Genomic DNA, 23,940 nt, shown 5'->3' with positions numbered 1-23,940 from the left:
CTCAATGAACCTCGACCACGTTGCCCTGCAAACGCTGCAAGGCCTCGGCTACCGAATCGGGCAGCAACTGGCGCAGGCAGTTGTAGTGGCCGAAACGGCAGGTGCGGTCAAAGCAGGGGCTGCACTCCAGGCCCAGGCGCACCACTTCGACCTTGTCGGCCAATGGCGGGGTAAAGCCCGGCGAAGTGGAGCCGTACACTGCCACCAATGGGCGGTTCAGCGCGGCGGCCACGTGCATCAGGCCGGAGTCGTTGGACACCACCGAATCGGCGCAGGACAGCAGGTCGATGGCCTCGGCCAGGGACGTATCGCCACTGAGGTTGACCGCTTCTTCACGCAGGCCGGGGATCAGGCGCTGGCGGATGTCTTCACCCACCGAATGATCGTTTTTCGAGCCAAACAGCCAGACTTGCCAGCCTTCGCGGATTTTCAGCTCGGCGACCTTGGCGTAATGCTCCGACGGCCAGCGCTTGGACTCGCCAAACTCGGCGCCCGGGCACAGCGCCAGCACCGGCCGGTCGAGGCTCAGGCCGAACTTGGCCAGGGCCGCGTCGCGGGTGACCGGGTCAATTTGCAGGCTCGGTCGCGGATACGGCGTCGGCAACTCGGCACCGGGCGCGTAGGCCAGGGCCATGAAGCGCTCGATCATCAGCGGGTAGCGGGCCTTGTCGAGCTTGCGCACGTCGTTGAGCAGGCCGTAACGGAACTCGCCGCGCCAGCCGGTACGCTTGGGGATGCCGGCGAAGAACGGCACCAGGGCCGACTTCAGCGAGTTGGGCAGCAGGATCGCCTGGTCGTACTGGCCGGCCAGGGACTTGCCGATGCGCCGTCGGGTCGCCAGCTCCAACGCGCCGTGGCCGAGCGGGAAGCTCAAGGCCTGCCGGACTTCGGGCATGCGCTCCAGGATCGGCCGGCTCCACTCGGGGGCGAGCACGTCGATTTGGCAGTCGGGATGACGCTGTTTCAGGCACTGGAACAGTGTCTGCGCCATCACCATGTCACCGACCCAACTGGGCCCAACGATCAGAATATTCATGTAGTTTCCACAAACGATTCGGGGAGGCTCATGCCTCCCCGCCTCGATAATTACTGTAGGTCACGGTGTGTGTGGGAGCGGGCTTGCCCGCGATAGCATCACCGCGGGCTGTCAGCCAGACCGCAGCGCCTGCATCGCGGGCAAGCCCGCTCCCACATAAAGCCGGTCTCCACATTCAATTGGGGTCGCTGTAGTGTTTTAGCTTAACCCCAGTTCTTGCCAGATCCGTTTCACCTGGCGCCGTTCGTCAGCAAACTGATCCCCGGCAACCACCCCAGCCTCGTTCTGCAAGGCCTGGCGATGGGCCGCCGAGCGGTAGGCCTTATACACCTCACGCAACAGGTGGGCATCGGCGGCGGGCATCAGCCCGACCTGCTCCAAGCCTTCCAGGATGCGGATATTGTCGGTGTAGCGCAGCAACGATGGATGTTGCGCAGACCACGCCAAAGCGGCGTATTGCACCATAAATTCAATATCGACGATACCTCCGGCGTCCTGCTTGAGATCGAACACCGCCGTGGCCTCGAAGGCATTCGCCGCCGTACCGGCCGCCGTGGACTTGGTGCCCAGGTTGTCACGCATCTTGGCGCGCATCTCGCTGACCTCCTGGCGCAGCTTCGCCAGGTCCTGCGCGCGCCCCAGTACCTGTGCGCGCACGCCTTCAAACGCGCGGCCCACGTCCTGGCTGCCCACCAGCACCCGCGCCCGCACCAGGGCCTGGTGCTCCCAGGTCCAGGCCTCGTTTTCCTGATAACGGGCGAAGGCCCCCAGGGAGCTGACCAGCAACCCGGATGCGCCAGAAGGTCGCAGGCGCATATCCACTTCATACAATTGCCCGGAGTTGGTCTGGGTGGTCAGCAGGTGAATGATCCGCTGGCCCAGACGGGTAAAGAACTGCGCGCCATCGATCGGCTTGGCGCCATCGGTCTCTGCCTGGGGATCACCGTCGTGGATAAACACCAGGTCCAGGTCCGAGCCATGCCCCAGCTCGATCCCGCCGACCTTGCCATAACCGACGATGATAAAGCCGGGGTCGCACAAGGTGCCGTCCAACCGTTGCGGCGTACCGTGGCGCGCCACGGTCTGGCGCCAGGCCAGGGCCAACACCTGTTCCAGAATGGCCTCGGCGAGCCAGGTCAGATAGTCGCTGACCTTCATCAACGGCAAGCTGCCGGCGATTTCCGAGGCAGCGACCCGCAGGCGGTGCGCCAGCTTGAAGTGGCGCAGGGCTTCCATCTGCTGCTCAAGGTCATCCTCGGGGATACGCGTGAGGCGCTCGCGCAGTTCGGCGGCCAGCTCCGGCGCCAATGGCGGCTTGAACAAGCGACCTTCGTTGAGCAACTCGTCCAGCAGCAGCGGGAAGCGGGTGATCTGCTCGGCAATCCACGGGCTGGCAGCGCACAGGGTCAACAGCCGACGCAGGGCGTCAGGGTTTTCCGTCAACAGCACCAGATAAGCGGAACGCCGCGCCACCGCTTCGACCAGCGGCAGTACGCGCTCCAGCACCAGGTCCGGGTTGGCGTGCTCGACGGCCTGGGCCAGCAGGCGCGGGATAAACGCATCCAGCCGCTCACGCCCCAGGCGTTGCATCGCCCGCAATTGCGGGCTGCCGCGCAGGCTGGCCAGGGCTTTCAGGGCCTTGGGCGCGTCGGCAAAGCCGCCTTCGGCCAATTGGCGACAGGCGGCCTCCTCATTTTGGGATTCTTCCCACAAGGGCAACCACTCGCCACCGACCACCAATTCGCTTTCTCCCCCCTCCTCTTCATCTGGATCGGCAATCACCTGGCGGAAATGCCAGTCCACCCGGCCGCGCCAGTACATCAATTGCTCATGGAACGCGCTCCAGTTGGCAAAACCCATCATGAACGCGATGCGCGCCTGGTCTTCATCACTGTTGGGCAGCATCTGGGTCTGACGGTCGGCGATGGCCTGGATCGCATGCTCGGTGTAACGCAGGAACTCATAGCCGCTGCGCAACTCGGCAATCACCGCCGGCGGCAGGTAGCCCTGGCCTTCCAGGGTGCCCAGCACCTTCAGCAAAGGCCGCTGTTGCAGGCTCAGGTCGCGGCCGCCGTGAATCAGTTGGAACGCCTGGGCGATAAACTCCACCTCGCGGATGCCGCCCGCGCCCAGCTTGATATTGTCGGCCATGCCCTTGCGCCGCACTTCCTGCTGGATCAACTGCTTCATGGTGCGCAGCGCTTCAATGGCAGAAAAGTCCAGGTAGCGCCGATAGACGAACGGGCGCAGCAGATCGAGCAGTTGCGCACCGGCCACCTGGTCGCCGGCCACCACCCGCGCCTTGATCATCGCGTAGCGCTCCCAGTCGCGCCCCTGGTCCTGGTAGTACTGCTCCAAGGCATTGAAGCTCAACACCAGCGCCCCGGCCGAACCGTAGGGCCGCAAGCGCATGTCGACGCGGAACACAAAGCCATCGACGGTCATTGGGTCCAGGGCCTTGATCAGCTTCTGGCCCAGGCGGATAAAGAACTCCTGGTTGTCCAGGGCACGCTTGGCCCCCACGGTCTCGCCGCCTTCGGGGTAGGCGAAGATCAGGTCGATGTCCGACGACAGGTTCAACTCCACCGCACCCAGCTTGCCCATGCCGAGGATGACCATCTGCTGCGGCTCGCCGCTGCGCCCGCCGGTGGGGGTGCCAAATTGCGCGCAGTGGCGCTGGTACAGCCACTGGTAAGCCTGGTCGATGCTGGCGTCGGCCATGTCCGACAGGTCGCGGCAGGTCTGTACCAGGTCCGCCTGTCGGGTCAGGTCGCGCCAGATAATCCGCACCTGCTGGCGGGTGCGCTGGCGACGCAGCATGCGCCCCAGCTCATCTTCTGTTTCAGCCTGTTGCACGGCTGCAGCAATCTGCCCACACAGCTCATCGGGTGCAAAGCCGCGGTCCAGCTCGCCCCAGGCCACCAGTTCAAGCAACATCAAAGGGTCACGAACACTCTGTTCAATCACAAAATCACTGGCGGCGCACACCCGGGCGAAGTCGGCCCAACGTTGCGGCGTCCACGCGGACAGGCCATGATCGTCATCCAGCCTGGCCACGGCGTCACGAAATGACTGCTCGGCCCGGCTCGCAAATGGCAACAGAACAGCAGGGAGTTCAACCAGCACGGGAAGGCTCATGGTCTATCCTTGATCGGCGTGTAAATGGCTTGTGGCTGTGAACGCAAGAACCACGCTCGATGAAGGACTGTCGAACAAAGGTTAGAAATAGCTGAAAAAATATTAATTTTGGCAGGCAACATTAAACTTCTACCTTTTCTTGTTCACAAAAGATCAACAATAACGATTATGCTCATCATCCAGACCGAGCAACCCCCTCGGTCTTGTGTAGTTTTACTACTCGTATATACATCCGAAAGGCTGAAATGGCCGACGATTTGTAGTAAAACTACAGGACGCCGAAGCAACCTTCGGCCACCCAAGAATTTATGTCGTCTGCCCACAAGGCCAGTCGCAAACTTCAGGCAACCGATTCTGGTAGCCTTTCCGCCCTGGAGCAAGCCATGCAAGACCTCGATCCCGTCGAAACCCAGGAATGGCTGGACGCCCTGGAATCGGTTCTCGACAAAGAAGGCGAAGACCGTGCGCATTACCTGATGACCCGTATGGGCGAACTCGCGACCCGCAGCGGCTCGCAACTGCCTTACGCCATCACCACGCCATACCGCAACACCATCCCCGTTACCCACGAAGCACGCATGCCTGGCGACCTGTTCATGGAACGCCGCATTCGCTCGCTGGTACGCTGGAACGCCATGGCGATGGTTATGCGCACGAACTTGAAAGATTCTGACCTGGGCGGTCACATCTCCAGCTTCGCTTCCAGCGCAACCCTGTATGACATCGGCTTCAACTACTTCTTCCAGGCCCCGACCGACGAACACGGCGGCGACCTGATCTACTTCCAGGGCCACACCTCGCCAGGCGTCTACGCCCGTGCGTTCATGGAAGGTCGCATCAGCGAAGAGCAAATGAACAACTTCCGCCAGGAAGTCGACGGGGGCGGCCTGTCGTCCTACCCGCACCCTTGGCTGATGCCTGACTTCTGGCAGTTCCCGACCGTCTCCATGGGCCTGGGCCCGATCCAGGCGATCTACCAGGCCCGCTTCATGAAGTACCTGGAAGCCCGTGGTTTCATCCCCGAAGGCAAGCAGAAGGTCTGGTGCTTCCTGGGCGACGGCGAGTGCGACGAGCCGGAATCCCTGGGCGCCATCTCCCTGGCCGGCCGCGAGAAGCTCGACAACCTGATCTTTGTCATCAACTGCAACCTGCAGCGCCTCGACGGCCCGGTTCGCGGCAACGGCAAGATCATCCAGGAACTCGAAGGCGTGTTCCGCGGTGCCCAGTGGAACGTGACCAAAGTCATCTGGGGCCGTTTCTGGGACCCACTGCTGGCCAAGGACGTCGACGGTATCCTGCAACGCCGTATGGACGAAGTCATCGACGGCGAGTACCAGAACTACAAGGCCAAAGACGGCGCGTTCGTGCGTGAACACTTCTTCAACACGCCTGAACTCAAGGCGATGGTTGCCGACCTGTCCGACGACGAGATCTGGAAACTCAACCGTGGCGGCCACGACCCGTACAAGGTCTACGCGGCGTACCACGAAGCGGTCAACCACAAAGAACAACCGACCGTCATCCTGGCCAAGACCATCAAGGGTTATGGCACCGGTGCCGGCGAAGCGAAGAACACCGCGCACAACACCAAGAAGGTTGATGTTGAAAGCCTGAAGCTGTTCCGCGACCGCTTCGACATCCCGGTCAAGGACGAAGAGCTGGAAAACCTGCCGTTCTTCAAGCCGGAGCCAAACAGCGCCGAAGCCCGCTACCTCAGCGAGCGTCGCACTGCACTGGGCGGTTTCGTGCCACAGCGCCGCGCACAGAGCTTCAGCGTACCGACGCCGGACCTCAGCACCCTCAAGGCCATCCTTGACGGTTCGGGCGACCGTGAAATCTCCACCACCATGGCTTTCGTGCGGATCCTCGCGCAGTTGGTCAAGGACAAGGAAATCGGCCCGCGCATCGTCCCGATCATCCCGGACGAAGCCCGTACCTTCGGTATGGAAGGCATGTTCCGCCAGTTGGGCATCTACTCCTCCGTCGGCCAGCTCTACGAGCCAGTCGATAAAGACCAGGTGATGTTCTACAAGGAAGACAAGAAGGGCCAGATCCTCGAAGAAGGCATCAACGAAGCGGGCGCCATGAGCTCCTTCATCGCTGCCGGTACTTCGTACTCCAGCCACAACCAGCCGATGCTGCCGTTCTACATCTTCTACTCGATGTTCGGCTTCCAGCGCATTGGCGACCTGGCCTGGGCAGCAGGCGACAGCCGTACCCGTGGCTTCCTGATCGGCGGTACCGCCGGGCGGACCACGCTGAACGGCGAAGGCCTGCAACACGAAGACGGTCACAGCCACATCCTGGCTGCCACCATCCCGAACTGCCGCACCTTTGATCCAACCTACGGCTACGAGCTGGCGGTGATCATCCAGGACGGCATGAAGAAGATGACCGAAGAGCAGCAGGATGTTTTCTACTACATCACTGTGATGAACGAGTCCTACCAGCAACCTGCCATGCCGGCCGGTGTCGAGGAAGGCATCATCAAGGGCATGTACCTGCTCGAAGAAGACACCAAGGAAGCGGCACACCACGTCCAGCTGATGGGCTCCGGCACCATCCTGCGCGAAGTGCGTGAAGCGGCGAAGATCCTGCGTGAAGAGTTCAACGTCGGCGCTGACGTATGGAGCGTTACCAGCTTCAACGAACTGCGTCGCGACGGCCTGGCCGTGGAACGCAGCAACCGCCTGCACCCAGGCCAGAAGCCTGCGCGCAGCTACGTCGAAGAGTGCCTGGCTGGCCGCAAGGGGCCGGTGATCGCCTCTACCGACTACATGAAGCTATTTGCTGAACAAATTCGCCAGTGGGTCCCGTCCAAGGAATTCAAAGTCCTGGGCACCGACGGTTTCGGTCGCAGTGACAGCCGCAAGAAGCTGCGTCATTTCTTCGAGGTCGACCGTCACTTCGTGGTGTTGGCAGCCCTGGAAGCCTTGGCTGACCGTGGTGAGATCGAACCCAAGGTGGTGGCTGACGCTATCGTCAAGTTCGGGATCAACCCGGAAAAACGCAACCCACTGGACTGCTGAGGAGACTTTTTGTGAGCGAACTCATTCGCGTACCTGACATCGGCAGCGGTGAAGGTGAAGTAATCGAGCTGTTTGTGAAGGTCGGCGACAAAGTCGAAGCCGACCAGAGCATCCTGACCCTGGAGTCGGACAAGGCGAGCATGGAAATCCCTGCTCCCAAGGCCGGCGTGGTCAAGAGCCTGAAAGTGAAGCTGGGCGACCGCCTGAAAGAAGGCGACGAACTGCTGGAACTGGAGATCGAAGGTGCCGCCGATGCGGCCCCAGCAGCGGCGCCTGCTGCCGCTGCTGCACCGGCGCCGGCTGAAAAGCCAGCGGCGGCGGCCGAGGCCCCTGCGGCCCCGGCGGCTGCACCGGCAGCGGCGACCGTCCAGGACATTCATGTCCCGGACATCGGTTCGTCGGGCAAGGCCAAGATCATCGAGCTGCTGGTCAAGGTCGGCGACACTGTCGAAGCCGACCAGTCGCTGATCACCCTGGAGTCCGACAAGGCCTCCATGGAAATCCCATCGCCGGCTGCCGGCGTCGTGGAAAGCATCGCGGTCAAGCTCGAAGACGAGGTCGGCACTGGCGACTTCATCCTCAAGCTGAAAGTCGCGGGCGGCGCTGCCCCTGCTGCGGCTCCGGCGCCAGCCGCTGCTGCTCCTGCCGCCAAGGCTGAAGCTGCACCTGCTGCGGCCCCGGCTCCTGCGGCAAAAGCCGAGGCCGCCCCGGCCCCGGCTGCTGCCCCTGCGCCAAGTGGCGCCAAGGCCCATGCCGGCCCTGCCGTGCGTCAACTGGCCCGTGAATTCGGCGTCGAGCTGAGCGCTGTCAGCCCAACCGGCCCGCACGGTCGTGTGCTCAAGGAAGACGTGCAGGTCTACGTCAAATCCATGATGCAAAAAGCCAAGGACGCTCCGGCTGCCGGCGCGGCTACCGGTGGTTCGGGCATTCCGCCGATCCGCACCGTGGACTTCAGCCGCTTCGGCGAAACCGAAGAAGTGCCGATGACCCGCCTGATGCAAATCGGCGCAGCCGGTCTGCACGCCAGCTGGTTGAACATTCCGCACGTGACTCAGTTCGACCAGGCCGACATCACCGACCTGGAAGCTTTCCGCGTTGCGCAGAAAGCCGCGGCCGAGAAGGCCGGCGTCAAGCTGACCGTATTGCCACTACTGCTCAAGGCCTGCGCGCACCTGCTCAAGGAACTGCCGGACTTCAACAGTTCGCTGGCACCAAGCGGCAAAGCGATCATCCGCAAGAAGTATGTGCACATCGGCTTTGCGGTCGACACCCCGGATGGCCTGCTGGTACCGGTCATCAAGAACGTCGACCAGAAGAGCCTGCTGCAACTGGCTGGCGAAGCGGCTGCACTGGCGGCCAAAGCCCGCGACAAGAAGCTGACCCCGGACGACATGCAAGGCGCCTGCTTCACCATCTCCAGCCTCGGGCACATTGGCGGCACTGGCTTCACGCCAATCGTCAACGCGCCGGAAGTGGCGATCCTCGGTGTTTCCAAGGCCACCATCCAGCCTGTGTGGGACGGCAAGGCCTTCCAGCCGAAGCTGATGCTGCCGCTGTCGTTGTCCTACGATCACCGTGTGATCAATGGCGCGGCCGCCGCACGCTTCACCCAGCGCCTGAGCCAGTTGCTGAACGATATCCGCACCATCCTGCTGTAAGCCGCAGCGGCCTCCCCTTCACCGGGGAGGCCTGGCTGTACGATTTCCGAGCGCCACGCTCGTACCTCAACCCCGTCAATTGGCGGGGCTTTTTTTGCCTGTGGTTTGTAGAAGCCGGCTCCTATAGGGAATCGACAGACCATCTATCAGGCCGACTGTAGAAAACCGCTGCGCCGCCGATAACACACTTATAGCACTTAGCCTTCATCCTCTCTTGTCAGTCCGTGCTGCATGATGCAACCTTGCCACAGGCAGCAGTAAAGAGGGCGATAGCCCGGCGCAATGCGCATTTTTCCAAGCGAGTTTCCCCATGAAAAGCCAACCCGATGTCGCCCGAACGGCGGCCGAGGTCGTGACGCAATTACCGGTGCCTTCGCGCCTCGGTATGCTGCGTTTCGAGCGGCTGAATGAGGCTAGCTGGGCACTGCTGTACCTGGACCCCAATTGTGAACGCCAATTCGGCTTGCCCGCGGTAGAGCTGTGCTCGCTGGTCGGCTCGCCCTACGCCAGCCTGATGGAACCCCAGGCGCGCTACCAGCTGCATGATGCGATCCAGCAGCAGCTGACTGCCAGCCCCCATTACCGGGTGCGCTACACCCTGCACACCAACGACGGCCCGTTGAGCCTGCTGGAGGTGGGCGAGGCCTACAAGCAGCACAATCGCCACCTGCTGCGCGGCTACCTGATGGTGGTGGACGGTTTGTTCAGCAACCTGCCACCCATGCCCGCTGCCGACCTGGAAGACCAGAACAGCCGCTTGCAGATCGCCCTGGAGCTCAACCAGCGCGCACAACAGGAGCAGTTGCAGCACCTGGAACGGGTGCGCGCCCAGCAGGAACTGATCCTGCTGCTGGCCCGCCAACGCTACAGCACCAACAACTCCCTGCAAGAAGCCGCCGAACTGATCACCCGCAGCGCCTGCGATATCTATCAGATCGACTGCGCCAGTATCTGGAACCTCGAAGGCCAGCAACTGGTGCCGATTTCTGCGTTTCATCGCGCCGACCAACAGCACCATCTGCCAGCGCCAATTGATGCCAGCAGCTTCCCGGACTACCTGGAAGCCCTGCAGAGCAGTCGCGCCATCGATGCCTGCAACGCCATGCGCGACCCCCGTACCCGGGACATGGTCGAAAGCCTGCGCCCCATGGATATCCACGCCATGCTCGACGCCAGTATCCGCGTCGATGGCCAGGTGGTCGGCGTGCTGTGCCTGGAGCAAAGCGCCAGCACCCGGGACTGGTTGTCCGATGAAATTGCCTTTGCCGGCGAACTGGCCGACCAGTTCGCCCAGGTCATCAACAACCACAACCGCCGCACCGCCACCAGCGCGCTGCACCTGTTCCAGCGCGCGGTGGAGCAAAGTGCCAATGCCTTCCTGCTGGTCAACTGCGACGGCGTGGTGGAGTACGTCAACCCCAGCTTCACCGCGATCACCCAGTACAGCACCGAAGAAGTCCACGGCCATCGCCTCGCCCAGTTGCCGGCCCTGGAGAACCTCAGCGAACTGCTGTTCGACGCCCCCTCCAGCCTGGCCCAGAGCAACAGCTGGCAGGGCGAGTTCAAGAGCCGACGTAAAAACCTCGAACCGTACTGGGGCCAGTTGTCGATTTCCAAGGTCTATGGCGACAACCGCGAACTGACCCACTATATCGGCATCTACGAAGACATCACCCAGACCAAGCTGGCCCAGCAGCGTATCGAACGCCTGGCCTACACCGACAACCTGACCAACCTGGGCAACCGCCCGGCGTTTATCCGCAACCTCGATGAACGCTTCGCCCGTGACAGCGACGCGCCCATCAGCCTGCTGCTGGTGGACATCGACAACTTCAAGCGGATCAACGACAGCCTTGGCCACCAGACCGGCGACAAGTTGCTGATCAGCCTGGCCCGACGCCTGCGCAACAGCCTCAATGCCGGTGGCAGCCTGGCGCGCTTTGCCAGTAATGAATTTGCGGTGCTGCTCGACAACGCCGACCTTGAAGTCGGCCAGCAAATGGCCTGCCAACTGTTGATGACCCTCGACAAACCGATGTTCGTCGACAACCAGTTGATCAGTGTCACCGGCTCCGTGGGCCTGGCCTGCGCGCCACTGCATGGCCGCGACCCGCAGACCCTGATGCGCAACGCCGGCCTGGCGCTGCACAAGGCCAAGGCCAACGGCAAGCACCAGGTGCAGGTGTTTACCGAGGCCCTGAATGCCGAGGCCAGCTACAAACTGTTCGTGGAAAACAACCTGCGCCGCGCCCTGACCCAGAACGAACTGGACGTGTTCTACCAGCCCAAGCTGTGCCTGCGCAGCGGGCGCCTGCTGGGCATGGAAGCCTTGCTGCGCTGGAACCACCCGGAAAAAGGCATGATCCGCCCGGACCAGTTCATCAGCGTCGCCGAAGAAACTGGCCTGATCATCCCCATCGGCAAATGGATCGCGCGCCAGGCCTGCCGCATGAGCAAGCAATTGAGCGCTGCGGGCATGGGCAACCTGCAGGTGGCCATCAACTTGTCGCCCAAGCAGTTTTCCGACCCGGACCTCGTGGCCTCCATCGCCAGCATCCTCAAGGAAGAACAGTTGCCGGCCAACCTGCTGGAACTGGAGCTGACCGAGGGCCTGCTGCTGGAAGCCACCGAGGACACGCGCCTGCAACTGGACCAGTTGAAGAGCTTCGGCCTGACCCTGGCCATGGACGATTTCGGCACCGGTTACTCATCCCTGAGTTACCTGAAGAAGTTCCCCATCGACATCATCAAGATCGACCGCAGCTTTATCCATGAAATCCCCGATAACCAGGACGACATGGAAATCACCTCGGCGGTGATCGCCATGGCGCACAACCTCAAGCTCAAGGTGGTCGCCGAAGGCATCGAGACCGCCGAGCAGTTGGCGTTCCTGCGCCGCCATCGTTGCGACGTCGGCCAGGGCTACCTGTTCGACCGGCCCATCCCCGGCTCCGAGCTGCTGGACAAGCTCAAACGCTATCCGCGTGGGCCAATCGCCTGACAGCGCTGTAACACTCGGGCACACTGTGGGTCTGAACTGTTAACTCAACCTGACGAGAGGACTGATCATGGTCTTGCGCTCGGAAATTCTGGTGAATAAAAACGTGCTGCCTACTGCCGAACAAGCCTTGCCTGGTCGTGAAACGCCGATGAACCTGCCCGAGACGCACTTCGTCAACGGCAACCCGCTGCTGGGCCCGTTCCTTGACGATGTAGGGTTTGCGATCTTTGGCCTGGGCTGTTTCTGGGGCGCCGAACGCAAATTCTGGCAGCGTGACGGCGTGGTCAGCACCGTGGTCGGCTACGCCGGCGGCTTGACGCCCAACCCGACCTATGAAGAAGTCTGCTCGGGCCTGACCGGCCATAGCGAAGTGGTGCTGGTGGTGTATGACCAGGCCAAGCTCAAGTACGAAGACCTGCTGAAGATGTTCTGGGAGCTGCATAACCCGACCCAGGGCATGCGCCAGGGCAATGACATTGGCAGCCAGTATCGCTCGGTGATCTATGCCACCACGCCTGAGCAACTGGAGGCTGCGAAGGCCAGTGCACAGGCTTATCAGGAAGAACTGACCAAGGCTGGCCTGGGCGCGATCACCACCGAAATCGACCAGGCGCCAACGGTGTACTTCGCCGAGGCCTATCACCAGCAGTACCTGGCGAAGAACCCCCAGGGTTATTGCGGGATCGGCGGTACTGGCGTGACTTGCCCGATCTAAAAATGTGGGAGCGGGCTTGCTCGCGATAGCGGTGGATCAGTCAGAAATACATCAACTGACACTCCGCTATCGCGAGCAAGCCCGCTCCCACATTTGTTATGTGCCTGTCTCCAGATCCAATTATTCAGCTATAAGCCAATCCATCTGCCACCCACCCTGGGTCTGCCCCAGTTTCTTCGACAACCACGGCAGCAGCTCACGCAACTCCTCCTCCAGCCCCCACGGCGGGTTGGCAATCGCCAAGCCCGAGCCGGTCAGGGTGTTGGGGGTGTCCAGCGGATGCACCAGCAATTCCACACGCAGCAGCTTCGGCGCGCCGGTGCCGGCCAGGTCCTGGTAGAAGCGGCGCAACATGCGCTGGTCCTTCACCGGGTACCAGATCGCAGCGACTGTCTGGCGCATGCGGCCCACGGCTTCCTTGAGGGAGGCGGCGCAGCGCTGCATCTCGTCGAGTTGCTCGAACGGTGGGTCGATCAGCATCAGCGCGCGCTTTTCCGGCACCGGCAGCAAGGCCCGTGGCACGTGCCAGCCTTCGCCCAGGTGCACCTTAACGCGGCGGTCGCCCTTCATATTGTCCTTGAGCAACACACCGTCTTCGGGGTGTTTTTCGTTGAGCAGCACGCGGTCCTGGGGCCGGGTCAGGCGCCGCGCCAGCTCTGGCGAGCCTGGGTAATAACGCAACTGGCCATCCGGGTTCATCTCGTGCAGCACCCGCATGTAGTCGGCGGTCAGCGCCGGCAGGTCCGCCTCGCCCCACAGGCGGGCGATGCCTTCCAGGTATTCACCGGTGCGGTTGGCCTGGTCGCCTTGCAGGTCGTACAGACCAATCCCGGCGTGGGTGTCGAGATAGGCAAACGGCTGCTCCTTGCGCGACATCAGGGCGATGAGGCGGGTCAAGGTCAGGTGTTTGAAGACATCGGCGTGGTTGCCGGCGTGAAAGGCGTGACGATAATTCATGGTTGCTCCTGCGCAGGGGGCGAAGTTTACCTTTTACGCGAGCAAAGGTGCAGGGCTGCATGCCGGGCGGTGCTTATGTCGCAAACATAGGAACAGCCCCGAAAACGTTCTAGTGGGTTATGTAGGAGCGGGCTTGCCCGCGAGGCAGGCGACGCGGTATTACCCATATGCTGCGGTGATGCTATCGCAGGCAAGCCAGCTCCCACCTTGTCCGGGGCTGCCCATGTAATCCAGGGAGGTCAGTAACCCTCATGAAAGACGCCACAATCGCATTGCACCACGGTTTCAAGTCGGACCCGACCACCAAGGCCGTTGCCGTGCCGATCTACCAGAACGTCGCCTTCGAGTTCGATAACGCCCAGCACGGCGCCGACCTGTTCAACCTCGACGTACCCGGTAATATCTACACGCGGATCATGAACCCCACCAATGACGTGCTGGAGCAGCGCATGGCCGCCCTGGAGGGCGGGATCGCGGCCCTGGCCGTGTCGGCAGGCAGCGCGGCGATTCACTATGCCATCCAGGCCCTGACCCGCGCCGGCGACAATATCGTCTCCACCCCGCAGTTGTACGGCGGCACCTACACCCTGTTCGCCCACCTGCTGCCCAGCTTCGGCGTGGACGTGCGCTTGGCCCGCAATGACTCGGCCGAGGCCATCGCCGAGCTGATCGACGACAACACCAAGCTGGTGTACTGCGAAAGCATCGGCAACCCGGCCGGCAACATCGTCGACCTGCAAGCCCTGGCCGACGTCGCCCATGCCCGCGGCGTACCGCTGATGGTGGACAACACCGTCGCCACCCCGATCCTGTGCAAGCCGATCCAATTTGGCGCGGATATCGTCGTGCACTCCCTGACCAAGTATGTCGGCGGCCACGGCAACTCCCTGGGCGGGGTGATTGTCGACAGCGGCACCTTCCCCTGGACCGACTACCCGCAGAAATTCCCCGGCCTCAACCAGCCGGAGCCGGCCTACCATGGCGTGGTCTACAGCGAGAAATTCGGCCCGGCGGCCTTTATCGCCCGCGCCCGCACCGTGCCGCTGCGCAACACCGGCGCGGCCCTGGCCCCGATGAACGCCTTCCTGCTGCTGCAAGGCCTGGAAACCCTGGCCCTGCGCATGGAGCGCCACACCGAGAACGCGCTGAAAGTCGCGCAGTTCCTGCAGGCCCACGAACAGGTGGAATGGGTCAGCTACGCCGGCCTGCCGGATCACCCGCACCATCACCTGGCGCAAAAATACATGCAGGGCAAACCCTCGGCGATCCTGTCCTTTGGCCTCAAGGGCGGCTATGCCGCTGGCGTGCGCTTCTACGATGCGCTGCAAATCTTCAAGCGCCTGGTGAATATCGGCGACGCCAAGTCCCTGGCCTGCCACCCGGCGTCCACCACCCACCGGCAGATGAACGAGCAGGAGCAAGCCAAGGCCGGCGTACGTCCAGAGATGATCCGCCTGTCGGTGGGCATCGAGGCGATCGAGGACCTGCTCAATGACTTGCAGCAGTCACTGAACGCCTGACTCAACCCCGCTCGCCGGCCAGATAGGCCACCAAGGCCTGCTGCCCGGCGTAGGGCGGGCGCACAAAATACGCGACCTTGTGCTGCAAGGTCGCTGGCGCGAAGGCGTCGTGCAGGTCGGGGTGCTCTTGGGCCAGCCATTGCAGCAGGTTGTCCACCAGGGTCACGCTGGACTGCTCGCCAAGCTGCTTGAGTAACGTGGCGGGCACCTCCCACCAGGGGCTTTTCCTCGCCGTCCCCACGACCGTAGCCGGCACTTCATGAAGCTGGCCGTTGATCCAGTAGCGTCGAAATACTGCAAGCAGCTCCCCCGCCCCAGGCCCCAGCGCGTGCAGGATCGGCAGTAGATAACCACCCTCCCAGAAGCGGAAAAACACCTCCTGCCCCTCGGGCAAACGCACCTTGGTCAGGCTGGCGAGATGCTCGACCACCGTGGGCAGCGGGCTGGAGGAAACGCCCAGCCAGCCCCAATCGGTCGCGGCGCATTCAGCCACCCAGTCGAGAAACCCACTGCTGTCGCTGACCAGCGCCACATAGGGCATGACTTCAGCCCAGGCCGCGTACTCGCTGCCAGCCCACACCGGGCTCAGCGGCCCGCCATCCGCCTGGCGCCAGGCCGCCACCGGCTGGCACTCGCTGGTGCTGGCCAGGATGACGAACAACTGCTCGCCGGCCTGCAACGGCTCCCGGGCCAGCCACTCACGCGGGGTCATCATCGCACGCCTCCCACTCGATGTTGCGGGGTCTCACAGACACCCTGCTTGCAGCGCTCACATTCCTCGCAGAACGGCGCGCTGCGCTTGAGGCTGAACACCTGCGCGGCACTCAATGGCGCTGCCAACGCCGCCAGCAGCGTTTCCTGAACGCCCGGGCGCAAGGGTGATGGCGCCACGGCCGCCGACGGCGCGCCACCCTGCTGGATCGGTGTACTGCTGAAAATCCCCCCGGCCGACAAGGTGATCCACTGCCCACCGGCTTGCAGCGTCAGGCTGGCACCACCGTCGACCACCATTTGCTGGCCCGCGCCAAGGCTGATCTGCTGGCCCGCCTGTAACGAATAGCGCGCCACTTGCACCTGCTGCTGGCCCGCGATCAGCAGATGATCGTCCTGCTTGAGTTCCGTCAGCCGGTTGCCGTGGGTAATGCGCTGCTCTTGGCCGTGCAACTCGTGGTGCGACTCGCCACTCACCTGCACATGGCGCTGGTGATCCACCTGCAGGCGCAAATCGTGGAGCACATGCTGGGTCCAGTCACGCTGGGCACGCAGGTAGATCTCCTCGGCGCCCTTGCGGTCTTCGATACGCAGCTCGTTATAGCCGCCACCTCCGGGGCTGCTCTGGCTGCGGAAGAGGCTGCGGGTCTTGTCCGCCGGCAGGTCGAGGGGCACCGGCGTCGCGCCATTGGCCAGGCAGCCGAGCACCAGCGGCATGTCCACATCGCCGTTGACGAAGCCCACCAGCACTTCCATACCCACCCGCGGGATCACCACGCTGCCGTAATGCTCATGGGCCCAGGCACTGGCAACCCGCAGCCAGCAACTGGCATGTTCGTTGTATTGGCCGTGACGATCCCAGGCCAGTTGCACCTTGACCCGGCCGAACTCATCGCAATGGATTTCACTGTCCACTGGCCCGGTGACCACAGCGTTCTGATAACCGCCGATCGGCGCCCTGGCCGCAGGCAGTGGCGGGCGAAACGGTACATCCCAGGGCGTGGCGAAGAACTCGTTGCGGTAGCCCTGCTCATCCACCGCGCCAACGGACTCTTCCAGCACTTGCGGCTGTCGGCCCTGGTGGATTACCCGTGTCACCAGCCACAGGCCGTTCCACTCCTGGCGCGGATGGTCGGCCAGTGTGAGGAACTGCCCGCTGACCAGTGCCGGCTGATCGCTCTCGCCCTGGGCCTGGCGCTGGTCGCTGCGCTGGCGCTCCAGCGCCCGTTGCGCCAGGTGCTTGCCATGGGCACGGTCGGTGAAATGCCCAGGGTAGCCCTGGGCCTCCAGCGCCGGCAGTTGCTCACCGAGGGCGGCGCTTTCCAGCACCAGGCGCGGCTTGCAAAAATCATAGTCGCGCAGGTTGACCCCGGTGGTCCGTGCCTCCAGGCGCAGCGTGAAACGCTTGATCACCGGCGCTGCCGCCACCATCCCCGAGCCCGGCGCATAGCTCGTCGGCTGCCCGGCCTGGGCAAACACCGTCTGGTCATCGCCGAACACCAGCCGGTGCCCGTCCGGCGAATGCTGGAAGTGATAGTGAATCCCCAGTTCGGCGCACAGCCGCTGGATAAACGCCAGGTCGGTTTCATCGAACTGCACGCAGTATTCACGTTCGGGATAGGTCGCGCCCAGGCGCCATTCAAAGGCATCGCGCTGGATACCCTGCCCTTCCAGCACCAGGCTGACGATCTGCGGCACCGTCTTGTGCTGGAAGATGCGCTGGTGGGCACTGTGTTGCAGGTAGGCCAGCTGCGGCACCAGGCTCAGTTGATAACGGGTCAGGCGCCGGCCCGAGTCACCTTGCGCCACCCGCTGGACCTGCCCATGGATACCATGGCCCTGGGCATCGAATGCCAGGAAGGCCTGGCGATGCAGGAGGCTCTCCAGATCCAGGTCCGGCTGTTCGCTGACCAGTTCAAGGTCAAAACAATAGGGCTGACTGATAGCCTCCTCGCCCCTGAACGCCAGGACCTTGAGGTCACTGGGCTGGCCATCGACGGTCAGGTTAAACGCAGGGTGGTTGGCAGGAGCGAACATCCGGTGTTTCTCTGCAAGTGAAGGGCCTGGGATTCTGCACCAGCCATTTGCCAAGCTGCGTGCGCTGCAGGGAATTCAGTAAACCCCTACAAGACAACCACCACCGTCGCACCGAAAAAAAAGGCCCGCCATCCAGGGATGCGGGCCTTTTTTCAGTTCAGCGGGCCATCAAGGCCAACATGAACGCCTCACTTGTTGAGGTTGTAGTCTTTCTCGGCAGCCGTGAAGCGCTCAACCATACCGGCAGTCGGGGCGCCCATCTTGCTCACGAAGTAGATCGCCAGGCTGGCGAACAGGAAGCCTGGGATGATTTCGTACAGGCCCAGCAGCTCGAAGTGTTTCCACACGATCACGGTGATCGCGCCGACCAGGATCCCGGCCAGTGCGCCGTTGCGGGTCATGCCTTTCCACAGTACCGAGATCAGGACCACAGGACCGAACGCAGCGCCGAAGCCGGCCCAGGCGTAGCTCACCAGGCCCAGTACGCGGTTTTCCGGGTTGGCGGCCATGGCGATGGCGATCAACGCCACCACCAGCACCATGATCCGGCCGACCCATACCAGTTCAAGCTGGGACGCGCCCTTGCGCAGGAAAGCCTTGTAGAAGTCTTCGGTCAGGGCGCTGGAGCACACCAGCAACTGGCAGCTCAGGGTGCTCATCACGGCAGCCAGGATGGCCGACAGCAGCACGCCAGCGATCCATGGGTTGAACAGCAGCTTGGCCAGTTCGATGAACACACGCTCAGGGTTTTCGGTCACGGGACCGGCGACTTCAGGGTGTGCCGAGAAGTAGGCAATACCGAAGAAGCCGACCGCCACGGTGCCGGCCAGGCACAGGATCATCCAGGTCATGGAGATACGACGTGCCTTGGCAATCGACTTGACCGAATCCGCCGCCATGAAACGCGCCAGGATGTGCGGCTGGCCGAAGTAGCCCAGGCCCCAGCCCATCAGCGAGATGATGCCGATGAAGGTGGTGTTTTTCAGCATGTCGAAGTTGGTTGGATCGTTCGCTTCGATGGCCAGGAACGTGGTATCGACACCGCCGGTGGCCAGCAGCACGATGATCGGCGTGAGGATCAACGCGAAGATCATCAGCGTGGCTTGTACGGTATCTGTCCAGCTTACTGCCAGGAAACCACCAATGAAGGTGTAGGCAATCGTCGCCGCGGCACCGGCCCACAGCGCAGTCCCGTAGGACATGCCGAAGGTGCTTTCAAACAGACGGGCGCCGGCCACGATGCCGGAGGCGCAGTAGATGGTGAAGAACACCAGGATCACCACTGCCGAGATAATCCGCAGCAGGCCGCTCTTGTCTTCAAAGCGGCTGGAGAAGTAGTCCGGCAGGGTCAGGGCGTCGCCGTTGTGTTCGGTCTGCACGCGCAGGCGACCGGCCACAAACAGCCAGTTCAAGTAAGCACCGACGACCAGGCCGATGGCGATCCAGCTTTCCGACAGGCCCGACATGTAGATGGCACCTGGCAGGCCCATCAACAACCAGCCGCTCATATCCGAGGCGCCAGCCGAGAGTGCGGTGACGACGCTGCCGAGGCTGCGGCCACCGAGGATGTAATCGGAAAGGTTATTGGTGGAGCGATAGGCCATGAGACCGATCAGCACCATTGCCGCGATGTAGATCACAAATGTGATCAGGGTTGGATTACTTACGCTCATTGAGTTACGCCCTGGCTTTGTTTTTATGTAGCGGCGGTCTGTCAGCCCATCTACAAAAGAGTCGTTTGTAGACGAAACTGCGTGCCGCGCATTTATGACTGACGTTTCCCCAGGAAAGCCATCAGCCGATGAACCGAACTTTGCAGATGGTTGCACCTTGGGCGCGAATGCTATTCAACAAAGCAAATAAGGTGCAACCAGTTTCGTGAGAATTAGTTGCACCTGTGCGCGTTTTTCGGCAAACGGCAGGTTTTTGCTCCTTTTCGGAGCAAGAACAGCCAAATCCAGAAGCAAATGCACCAATACCAAGCCGATTCCGTCGAGTGAAAATGATTTCTGACGAGCAACGCGGATTTCATGAAGAAAATGGGTTGCACCCGGTTGCACCTCGTACTGTGCGAAGCTAATCTTGCCGCCAGCTGATGCCACGCAGTAGTGGCACCCATGAGGATAAAAATATGGCTACGACCACCCTTGGGGTCAAACTCGATGACCCGACCCGCGAACGCCTGAAGGCCGCCGCGACCTCCATTGATCGCACGCCGCACTGGCTGATCAAGCAGGCAATTTTCAATTACCTGGAGAAACTCGAGGGTGGTGCAACCCTGACCGAGCTCAACGGTTCAAGCCTCAAGGACGCAGACGACGCTGGCGAGGTGCAGAACGACCACGCCCACCAGTGCTTCCTCGAATTTGCCGAGAGCATCCTGCCGCAATCGGTGCTGCGCGCCTCGATCACCGCCGCTTACCGCCGCCCCGAGCCGGAAGTGGTGCCGATGCTGATCGAGCAGGCCCGCCTACCCGCGCAGATGGCCGAGGCCACCAACAAGCTGGCCGCCTCGATTGCCGAAAAACTGCGTAACCAGAAGAGCGCCGGCGGCCGTGCCGGTATCGTCCAGGGCCTGCTGCAGGAGTTTTCCCTGTCGTCCCAGGAAGGCGTGGCCCTGATGTGCCTGGCTGAAGCCCTGCTACGGATCCCGGACAAGGGCACCCGTGACGCGCTGATCCGCGACAAGATCAGCACCGGCAACTGGCAGCCGCACCTGGGCAACAGCCCGTCGCTGTTCGTCAACGCCGCCACCTGGGGCCTGCTGCTGACCGGCAAGCTGGTCGCCACCCACAACGAGGCCGGCCTGACCTCGTCCCTGAGCCGCATCATCGGCAAGAGCGGCGAGCCGATGATCCGCAAGGGCGTCGACATGGCCATGCGCCTGATGGGCGAGCAGTTCGTCACCGGCGAAACCATCGCCGAAGCCCTGGCCAATGCGAGCAAGTTTGAAGCCAAGGGCTTTCGCTATTCCTACGACATGCTCGGTGAAGCTGCACTCACCGAACACGATGCACAGAAGTACCTGGCCTCGTACGAACAAGCCATTCACTCCATCGGCAAAGCCTCTCACGGCCGTGGGATTTATGAAGGCCCGGGCATCTCCATCAAGCTGTCGGCCCTGCACCCGCGCTACAGCCGCGCCCAGTACGAGCGCGTCATGGACGAGCTGTACCCGCGCCTGCTGTCCCTGACCCTGCTGGCCAAGCAATACGACATCGGCCTGAACATCGATGCCGAAGAAGCCGATCGCCTGGAGCTGTCCCTGGACCTGCTCGAGCGCCTGTGCTTCGAGCCGCAACTGACCGGCTGGAACGGTATCGGTTTCGTGATCCAGGCTTACCAGAAGCGCTGCCCGTACGTGATCGACTACGTGATCGACCTGGCCCGCCGCAGCCGTCACCGCCTGATGATCCGCCTGGTAAAAGGCGCGTACTGGGACAGCGAGATCAAGCGCGCCCAGGTCGAAGGCCTGGAAGGCTACCCGGTGTACACCCGCAAGGTGTACACCGACGTTTCCTACATCGCTTGCGCACGCAAGCTGCTGTCAGTCCCGGAAGTCATCTACCCGCAGTTCGCCACGCACAACGCCCACACCCTGTCGGCCATCTACCATATTGCCGGCCAGAACTATTACCCCGGCCAGTACGAGTTCCAGTGCCTGCACGGCATGGGTGAACCGCTGTACGAACAGGTTGTAGGCAAGGTTTCCGAAGGCAAGCTGAACCGTCCGTGCCGCGTGTACGCTCCGGTCGGCACCCACGAAACCCTACTGGCCTACCTGGTGCGTCGCCTGCTGGAAAACGGCGCCAACACCTCGTTCGTCAACCGGATCGCCGACCAATCCATCTCGATCCAGGAACTGGTGGCCGATCCAGTGGCCAGCATCGAGCAGATGGCGACGCTGGAAGGCGGCTTCGGCCTGCCGCACCCGCGTATCCCGCTGCCGCGTGACCTGTATGGCAGCGAGCGCGCCAACTCGGCCGGTATCGACCTGGCCAACGAACACCGCCTGGCCTCGCTGTCCTGCGCCCTGCTGGCCACTGCGCACAACCACTGGAAGGCCGCGCCGATGCTCGGCTGCGCCTCCAGCAATCAAGCCGCTGCGCCGGTGCTGAACCCCTCCGACCTGCGTGATGTGGTCGGCCATGTCCAGGAAGCCACCGTCGAAGACGTCGATAACGCGATCCAGTGCGCCCTCAATGCCGCACCGATCTGGCAGGCCACCCCGCCGGCCGAACGCGCCGCGATCCTGGAACGGGCCGCCGACTTGATGGAAGGCGAGATCCAGCCACTGATGGGCCTGCTGGCCCGTGAAGCCGGCAAGACCTTCGCCAACGCCATCGCCGAAGTGCGTGAAGCGGTGGACTTCCTGCGTTACTACGCCGTGCAGGCGCGTAACGATTTCACCAACGACGCCCACCGCCCACTGGGCCCGGTGGTGTGCATCAGCCCATGGAACTTCCCGCTGGCGATCTTCAGTGGCCAAGTCGCCGCGGCACTGGCCGCCGGTAACCCGGTACTGGCCAAGCCGGCCGAACAAACCCCGCTGGTCGCCGCACAAGCCGTGCGCCTGCTGCTGGAAGCCGGCATTCCTGAAGGCGTGCTGCAACTGCTGCCGGGCCAAGGCGAAAGCGTCGGTGCCCGCCTGGTGGGCGATGATCGCGTCAAAGGCGTGATGTTCACCGGCTCCACCGAAGTGGCGCGCCTGCTGCAACGCAATGTCGCCGGGCGCCTGGATGCCCAGGGCCGCCCGATCCCGCTGATCGCCGAGACCGGTGGCCAGAACGCGATGATCGTCGACTCCTCGGCCCTGACCGAACAGGTGGTGATCGACGTCGTGTCCTCGGCCTTCGACAGTGCCGGCCAGCGTTGCTCGGCCCTGCGTGTACTGTGTCTGCAGGAAGATTCGGCAGACCGCGTCATCGAAATGCTCAAGGGTGCCATGGCCGAATGCCGCCTGGGCAACCCGGAGCGCCTGTCCGTGGATATCGGCCCGGTGATCGACGCCGAAGCCAAGGCGGGCATCGAGAAACACATCCAGGCCATGCGCGACAAAGGCCGCACTGTGTACCAGGTGGCGATTGCCGACAGCGAAGAAATCAAGCGCGGCACCTTCGTGATGCCAACCCTGATCGAGCTGGAAAGCTTCGACGAGCTGCAACGGGAGATCTTCGGCCCGGTGCTGCACGTGGTGCGTTACAAGCGTAAGGAAATCGACCAGTTGATCGGCCAGATCAATGCGTCTGGCTATGGCCTGACCCTGGGCGTGCACACCCGTATCGACGAGACCATCGCCAAGGTGATCGACAACGTCCATGCCGGTAACGTCTACGTCAACCGCAACATCGTCGGTGCCGTGGTCGGCGTGCAGCCATTCGGTGGCGAAGGCTTGTCGGGCACCGGTCCGAAAGCCGGTGGCCCGCTGTACCTGTACCGCCTGCTGTCGACTCGTCCTACCGATGCGATCGAGCAATCCTTCGTACGGGGTGATGCACTGGCCGCACCGGATGTGCGCCTGCGTGACGCCATGAGCCAACCGTTGACCGCCCTCAAAACCTGGGCCGACAGCCATAAGTTCAGCGACCTGAGCGTCCTGTGCAGCCAGTTCGCCGCGCAATCGCAAAGTGGTATCACCCGCCTGCTGGCCGGCCCGACCGGCGAGCGCAACAGCTACGCCATCCTGCCCCGCGAGCACGTCCTGTGCCTGGCGGATGTGGAAGGCGACCTGCTGGCACAACTGTCGGCGGTATTGGCCGTAGGCAGCTCGGCGGTGTGGCCGGAATCTGACCTGACCAAGGCGCTGTTCCCACGGCTGCCGAAGGAAGTTCAGGCGAAGATCCAGCGTGTAGCCGATTGGACCAAGGACGAAGTGATCTTCGACGCCGTCCTGCACCATGGCGATGGCGACCAACTGCGTGGGGTTTGCCAGCAAGTGGCGCAGCGCAGTGGCGCGATTGTCGGGGTCAATGGCCTGTCTTCGGGCGAAACCAACATTGCGTTGGAGCGCCTGGTGATCGAGCGGGCGTTGAGCGTCAACACGGCTGCGGCAGGGGGTAATGCCAGCTTGATGACCATCGGCTAGTCCACCGATCACTCCCACGCTCTGCGTGGGAGTGCCGCCCAGGACGCTCCGCG

13 protein-coding genes are annotated in these 23,940 nt (G+C 62.7%); 6 read left to right on the top strand and 7 right to left on the bottom strand.

The window, feature by feature from the left end:
• Position 1 precedes the first annotated feature (1 nt).
• Both waaF and glnE read right to left on the bottom strand, forming a co-directional pair.
• Positions 2 to 1,036, bottom strand: a complete 1,035-nt coding sequence (gene waaF / locus BLL38_RS06345; protein WP_076961771.1) for a lipopolysaccharide heptosyltransferase II — start codon at positions 1,034 to 1,036, stop codon at positions 2 to 4.
• Positions 1,037 to 1,234: 198 nt separating this feature from the next.
• Entirely contained in the window at positions 1,235 to 4,174 is a 2,940-nt protein-coding gene (gene glnE, locus BLL38_RS06340; RefSeq protein ID WP_076961770.1) for a bifunctional [glutamate--ammonia ligase]-adenylyl-L-tyrosine phosphorylase/[glutamate--ammonia-ligase] adenylyltransferase, read from the bottom strand.
• Positions 4,175 to 4,557: 383 nt separating this feature from the next.
• Between glnE and aceE the strand changes: the two genes are divergently transcribed.
• The 4 genes from aceE to msrA all read left to right on the top strand — a co-directional run bounded on the left by aceE (position 4,558) and on the right by msrA (position 12,577).
• A complete protein-coding gene (aceE, locus tag BLL38_RS06335) occupies positions 4,558 to 7,203 on the top strand; it encodes a pyruvate dehydrogenase (acetyl-transferring), homodimeric type (protein ID WP_076961769.1) in 2,646 nt (881 codons plus the stop codon).
• Between the two features lie 11 nt (positions 7,204 to 7,214).
• Positions 7,215 to 8,861, top strand: a complete 1,647-nt coding sequence (gene aceF / locus BLL38_RS06330; protein ID WP_076961768.1) for a dihydrolipoyllysine-residue acetyltransferase — start codon at positions 7,215 to 7,217, stop codon at positions 8,859 to 8,861.
• Between the two features lie 310 nt (positions 8,862 to 9,171).
• The gene (locus BLL38_RS06325) at positions 9,172 to 11,862 is read left to right on the top strand and encodes a putative bifunctional diguanylate cyclase/phosphodiesterase (RefSeq protein ID WP_076961767.1); all 2,691 of its coding nucleotides are present in this window, start codon (positions 9,172 to 9,174) and stop codon (positions 11,860 to 11,862) included.
• A 67-nt stretch (positions 11,863 to 11,929) separates the two neighbouring features.
• The gene (gene msrA, locus BLL38_RS06320) at positions 11,930 to 12,577 is read left to right on the top strand and encodes a peptide-methionine (S)-S-oxide reductase MsrA (protein ID WP_076961766.1); all 648 of its coding nucleotides are present in this window, start codon (positions 11,930 to 11,932) and stop codon (positions 12,575 to 12,577) included.
• Positions 12,578 to 12,697: 120 nt separating this feature from the next.
• On the opposite strand, the gene BLL38_RS06315 is transcribed toward msrA, so the two are convergent.
• Entirely contained in the window at positions 12,698 to 13,534 is an 837-nt protein-coding gene (locus BLL38_RS06315; protein WP_057958111.1) for a 23S rRNA (adenine(2030)-N(6))-methyltransferase RlmJ, read from the bottom strand.
• A 251-nt stretch (positions 13,535 to 13,785) separates the two neighbouring features.
• Here BLL38_RS06315 and BLL38_RS06310 point away from each other — a divergent pair, with 251 nt between their 5' ends.
• Positions 13,786 to 15,054 carry an O-acetylhomoserine aminocarboxypropyltransferase/cysteine synthase family protein gene (locus BLL38_RS06310; RefSeq protein WP_076961765.1) on the top strand — a complete coding sequence of 423 codons (1,269 nt, stop codon included), beginning with the start codon at positions 13,786 to 13,788 and terminating at the stop codon, positions 15,052 to 15,054.
• Position 15,055: 1 nt separating this feature from the next.
• Here the strand turns inward: BLL38_RS06310 and BLL38_RS06305 are convergent, their stop codons facing one another.
• The 4 genes from BLL38_RS06305 to BLL38_RS06290 all read right to left on the bottom strand — a co-directional run bounded on the left by BLL38_RS06305 (position 15,056) and on the right by BLL38_RS06290 (position 19,904).
• Positions 15,056 to 15,769, bottom strand: a complete 714-nt coding sequence (locus BLL38_RS06305; protein ID WP_076961764.1) for a DUF4123 domain-containing protein — start codon at positions 15,767 to 15,769, stop codon at positions 15,056 to 15,058.
• On the bottom strand, positions 15,766 to 17,802 hold the full coding sequence (locus tag BLL38_RS06300) for a type VI secretion system Vgr family protein (protein ID WP_076961763.1): 2,037 nt from the start codon (positions 17,800 to 17,802) through the stop codon (positions 15,766 to 15,768). The genes BLL38_RS06305 and BLL38_RS06300 overlap by 4 nt, the downstream gene beginning before the upstream one ends.
• A 188-nt stretch (positions 17,803 to 17,990) precedes the next feature.
• Positions 17,991 to 19,475 (bottom strand): sodium/proline symporter PutP, encoded by a 1,485-nt coding sequence (putP, locus tag BLL38_RS06295; RefSeq protein WP_076961762.1) that lies wholly within the window; start codon positions 19,473 to 19,475, stop codon positions 17,991 to 17,993.
• A gap of 174 nt (positions 19,476 to 19,649) precedes the next feature.
• Positions 19,650 to 19,904, bottom strand: coding sequence for a hypothetical protein (locus BLL38_RS06290; protein WP_090412817.1), 255 nt, complete (start codon positions 19,902 to 19,904; stop codon positions 19,650 to 19,652).
• A gap of 29 nt (positions 19,905 to 19,933) precedes the next feature.
• Between BLL38_RS06290 and putA the strand changes: the two genes are divergently transcribed.
• Positions 19,934 to 23,887, top strand: coding sequence for a trifunctional transcriptional regulator/proline dehydrogenase/L-glutamate gamma-semialdehyde dehydrogenase (gene putA / locus BLL38_RS06285; protein ID WP_076961761.1), 3,954 nt, complete (start codon positions 19,934 to 19,936; stop codon positions 23,885 to 23,887).
• Positions 23,888 to 23,940: the final 53 nt, after the last annotated feature.

The organism is Pseudomonas gessardii (genome assembly GCF_001983165.1).
In the GTDB taxonomy this organism is placed as follows: Bacteria; Pseudomonadota; Gammaproteobacteria; order Pseudomonadales; family Pseudomonadaceae; genus Aquipseudomonas; species Aquipseudomonas gessardii.
The sequence above is the reverse complement of the archived record's forward strand: the minus strand, read 5'-3'. Positions and strand labels throughout refer to the sequence as shown.

Coding starts and splice junctions, on each gene's coding strand:
- BLL38_RS06310 (WP_076961765.1), top strand. CDS start 13,786: ATGAAAGACGCCACAATCGCATTGCACCACGGTTTCAAGTCGGACCCG.
- aceE (WP_076961769.1), top strand. CDS start 4,558: ATGCAAGACCTCGATCCCGTCGAAACCCAGGAATGGCTGGACGCCCTG.
- msrA (WP_076961766.1), top strand. CDS start 11,930: ATGGTCTTGCGCTCGGAAATTCTGGTGAATAAAAACGTGCTGCCTACT.
- putA (WP_076961761.1), top strand. CDS start 19,934: ATGGCTACGACCACCCTTGGGGTCAAACTCGATGACCCGACCCGCGAA.
- BLL38_RS06315 (WP_057958111.1), bottom strand. CDS start 13,534: ATGAATTATCGTCACGCCTTTCACGCCGGCAACCACGCCGATGTCTTC.
- BLL38_RS06300 (WP_076961763.1), bottom strand. CDS start 17,802: ATGTTCGCTCCTGCCAACCACCCTGCGTTTAACCTGACCGTCGATGGC.
- putP (WP_076961762.1), bottom strand. CDS start 19,475: ATGAGCGTAAGTAATCCAACCCTGATCACATTTGTGATCTACATCGCG.
- BLL38_RS06305 (WP_076961764.1), bottom strand. CDS start 15,769: ATGATGACCCCGCGTGAGTGGCTGGCCCGGGAGCCGTTGCAGGCCGGC.
- BLL38_RS06325 (WP_076961767.1), top strand. CDS start 9,172: ATGAAAAGCCAACCCGATGTCGCCCGAACGGCGGCCGAGGTCGTGACG.
- waaF (WP_076961771.1), bottom strand. CDS start 1,036: ATGAATATTCTGATCGTTGGGCCCAGTTGGGTCGGTGACATGGTGATG.
- glnE (WP_076961770.1), bottom strand. CDS start 4,174: ATGAGCCTTCCCGTGCTGGTTGAACTCCCTGCTGTTCTGTTGCCATTT.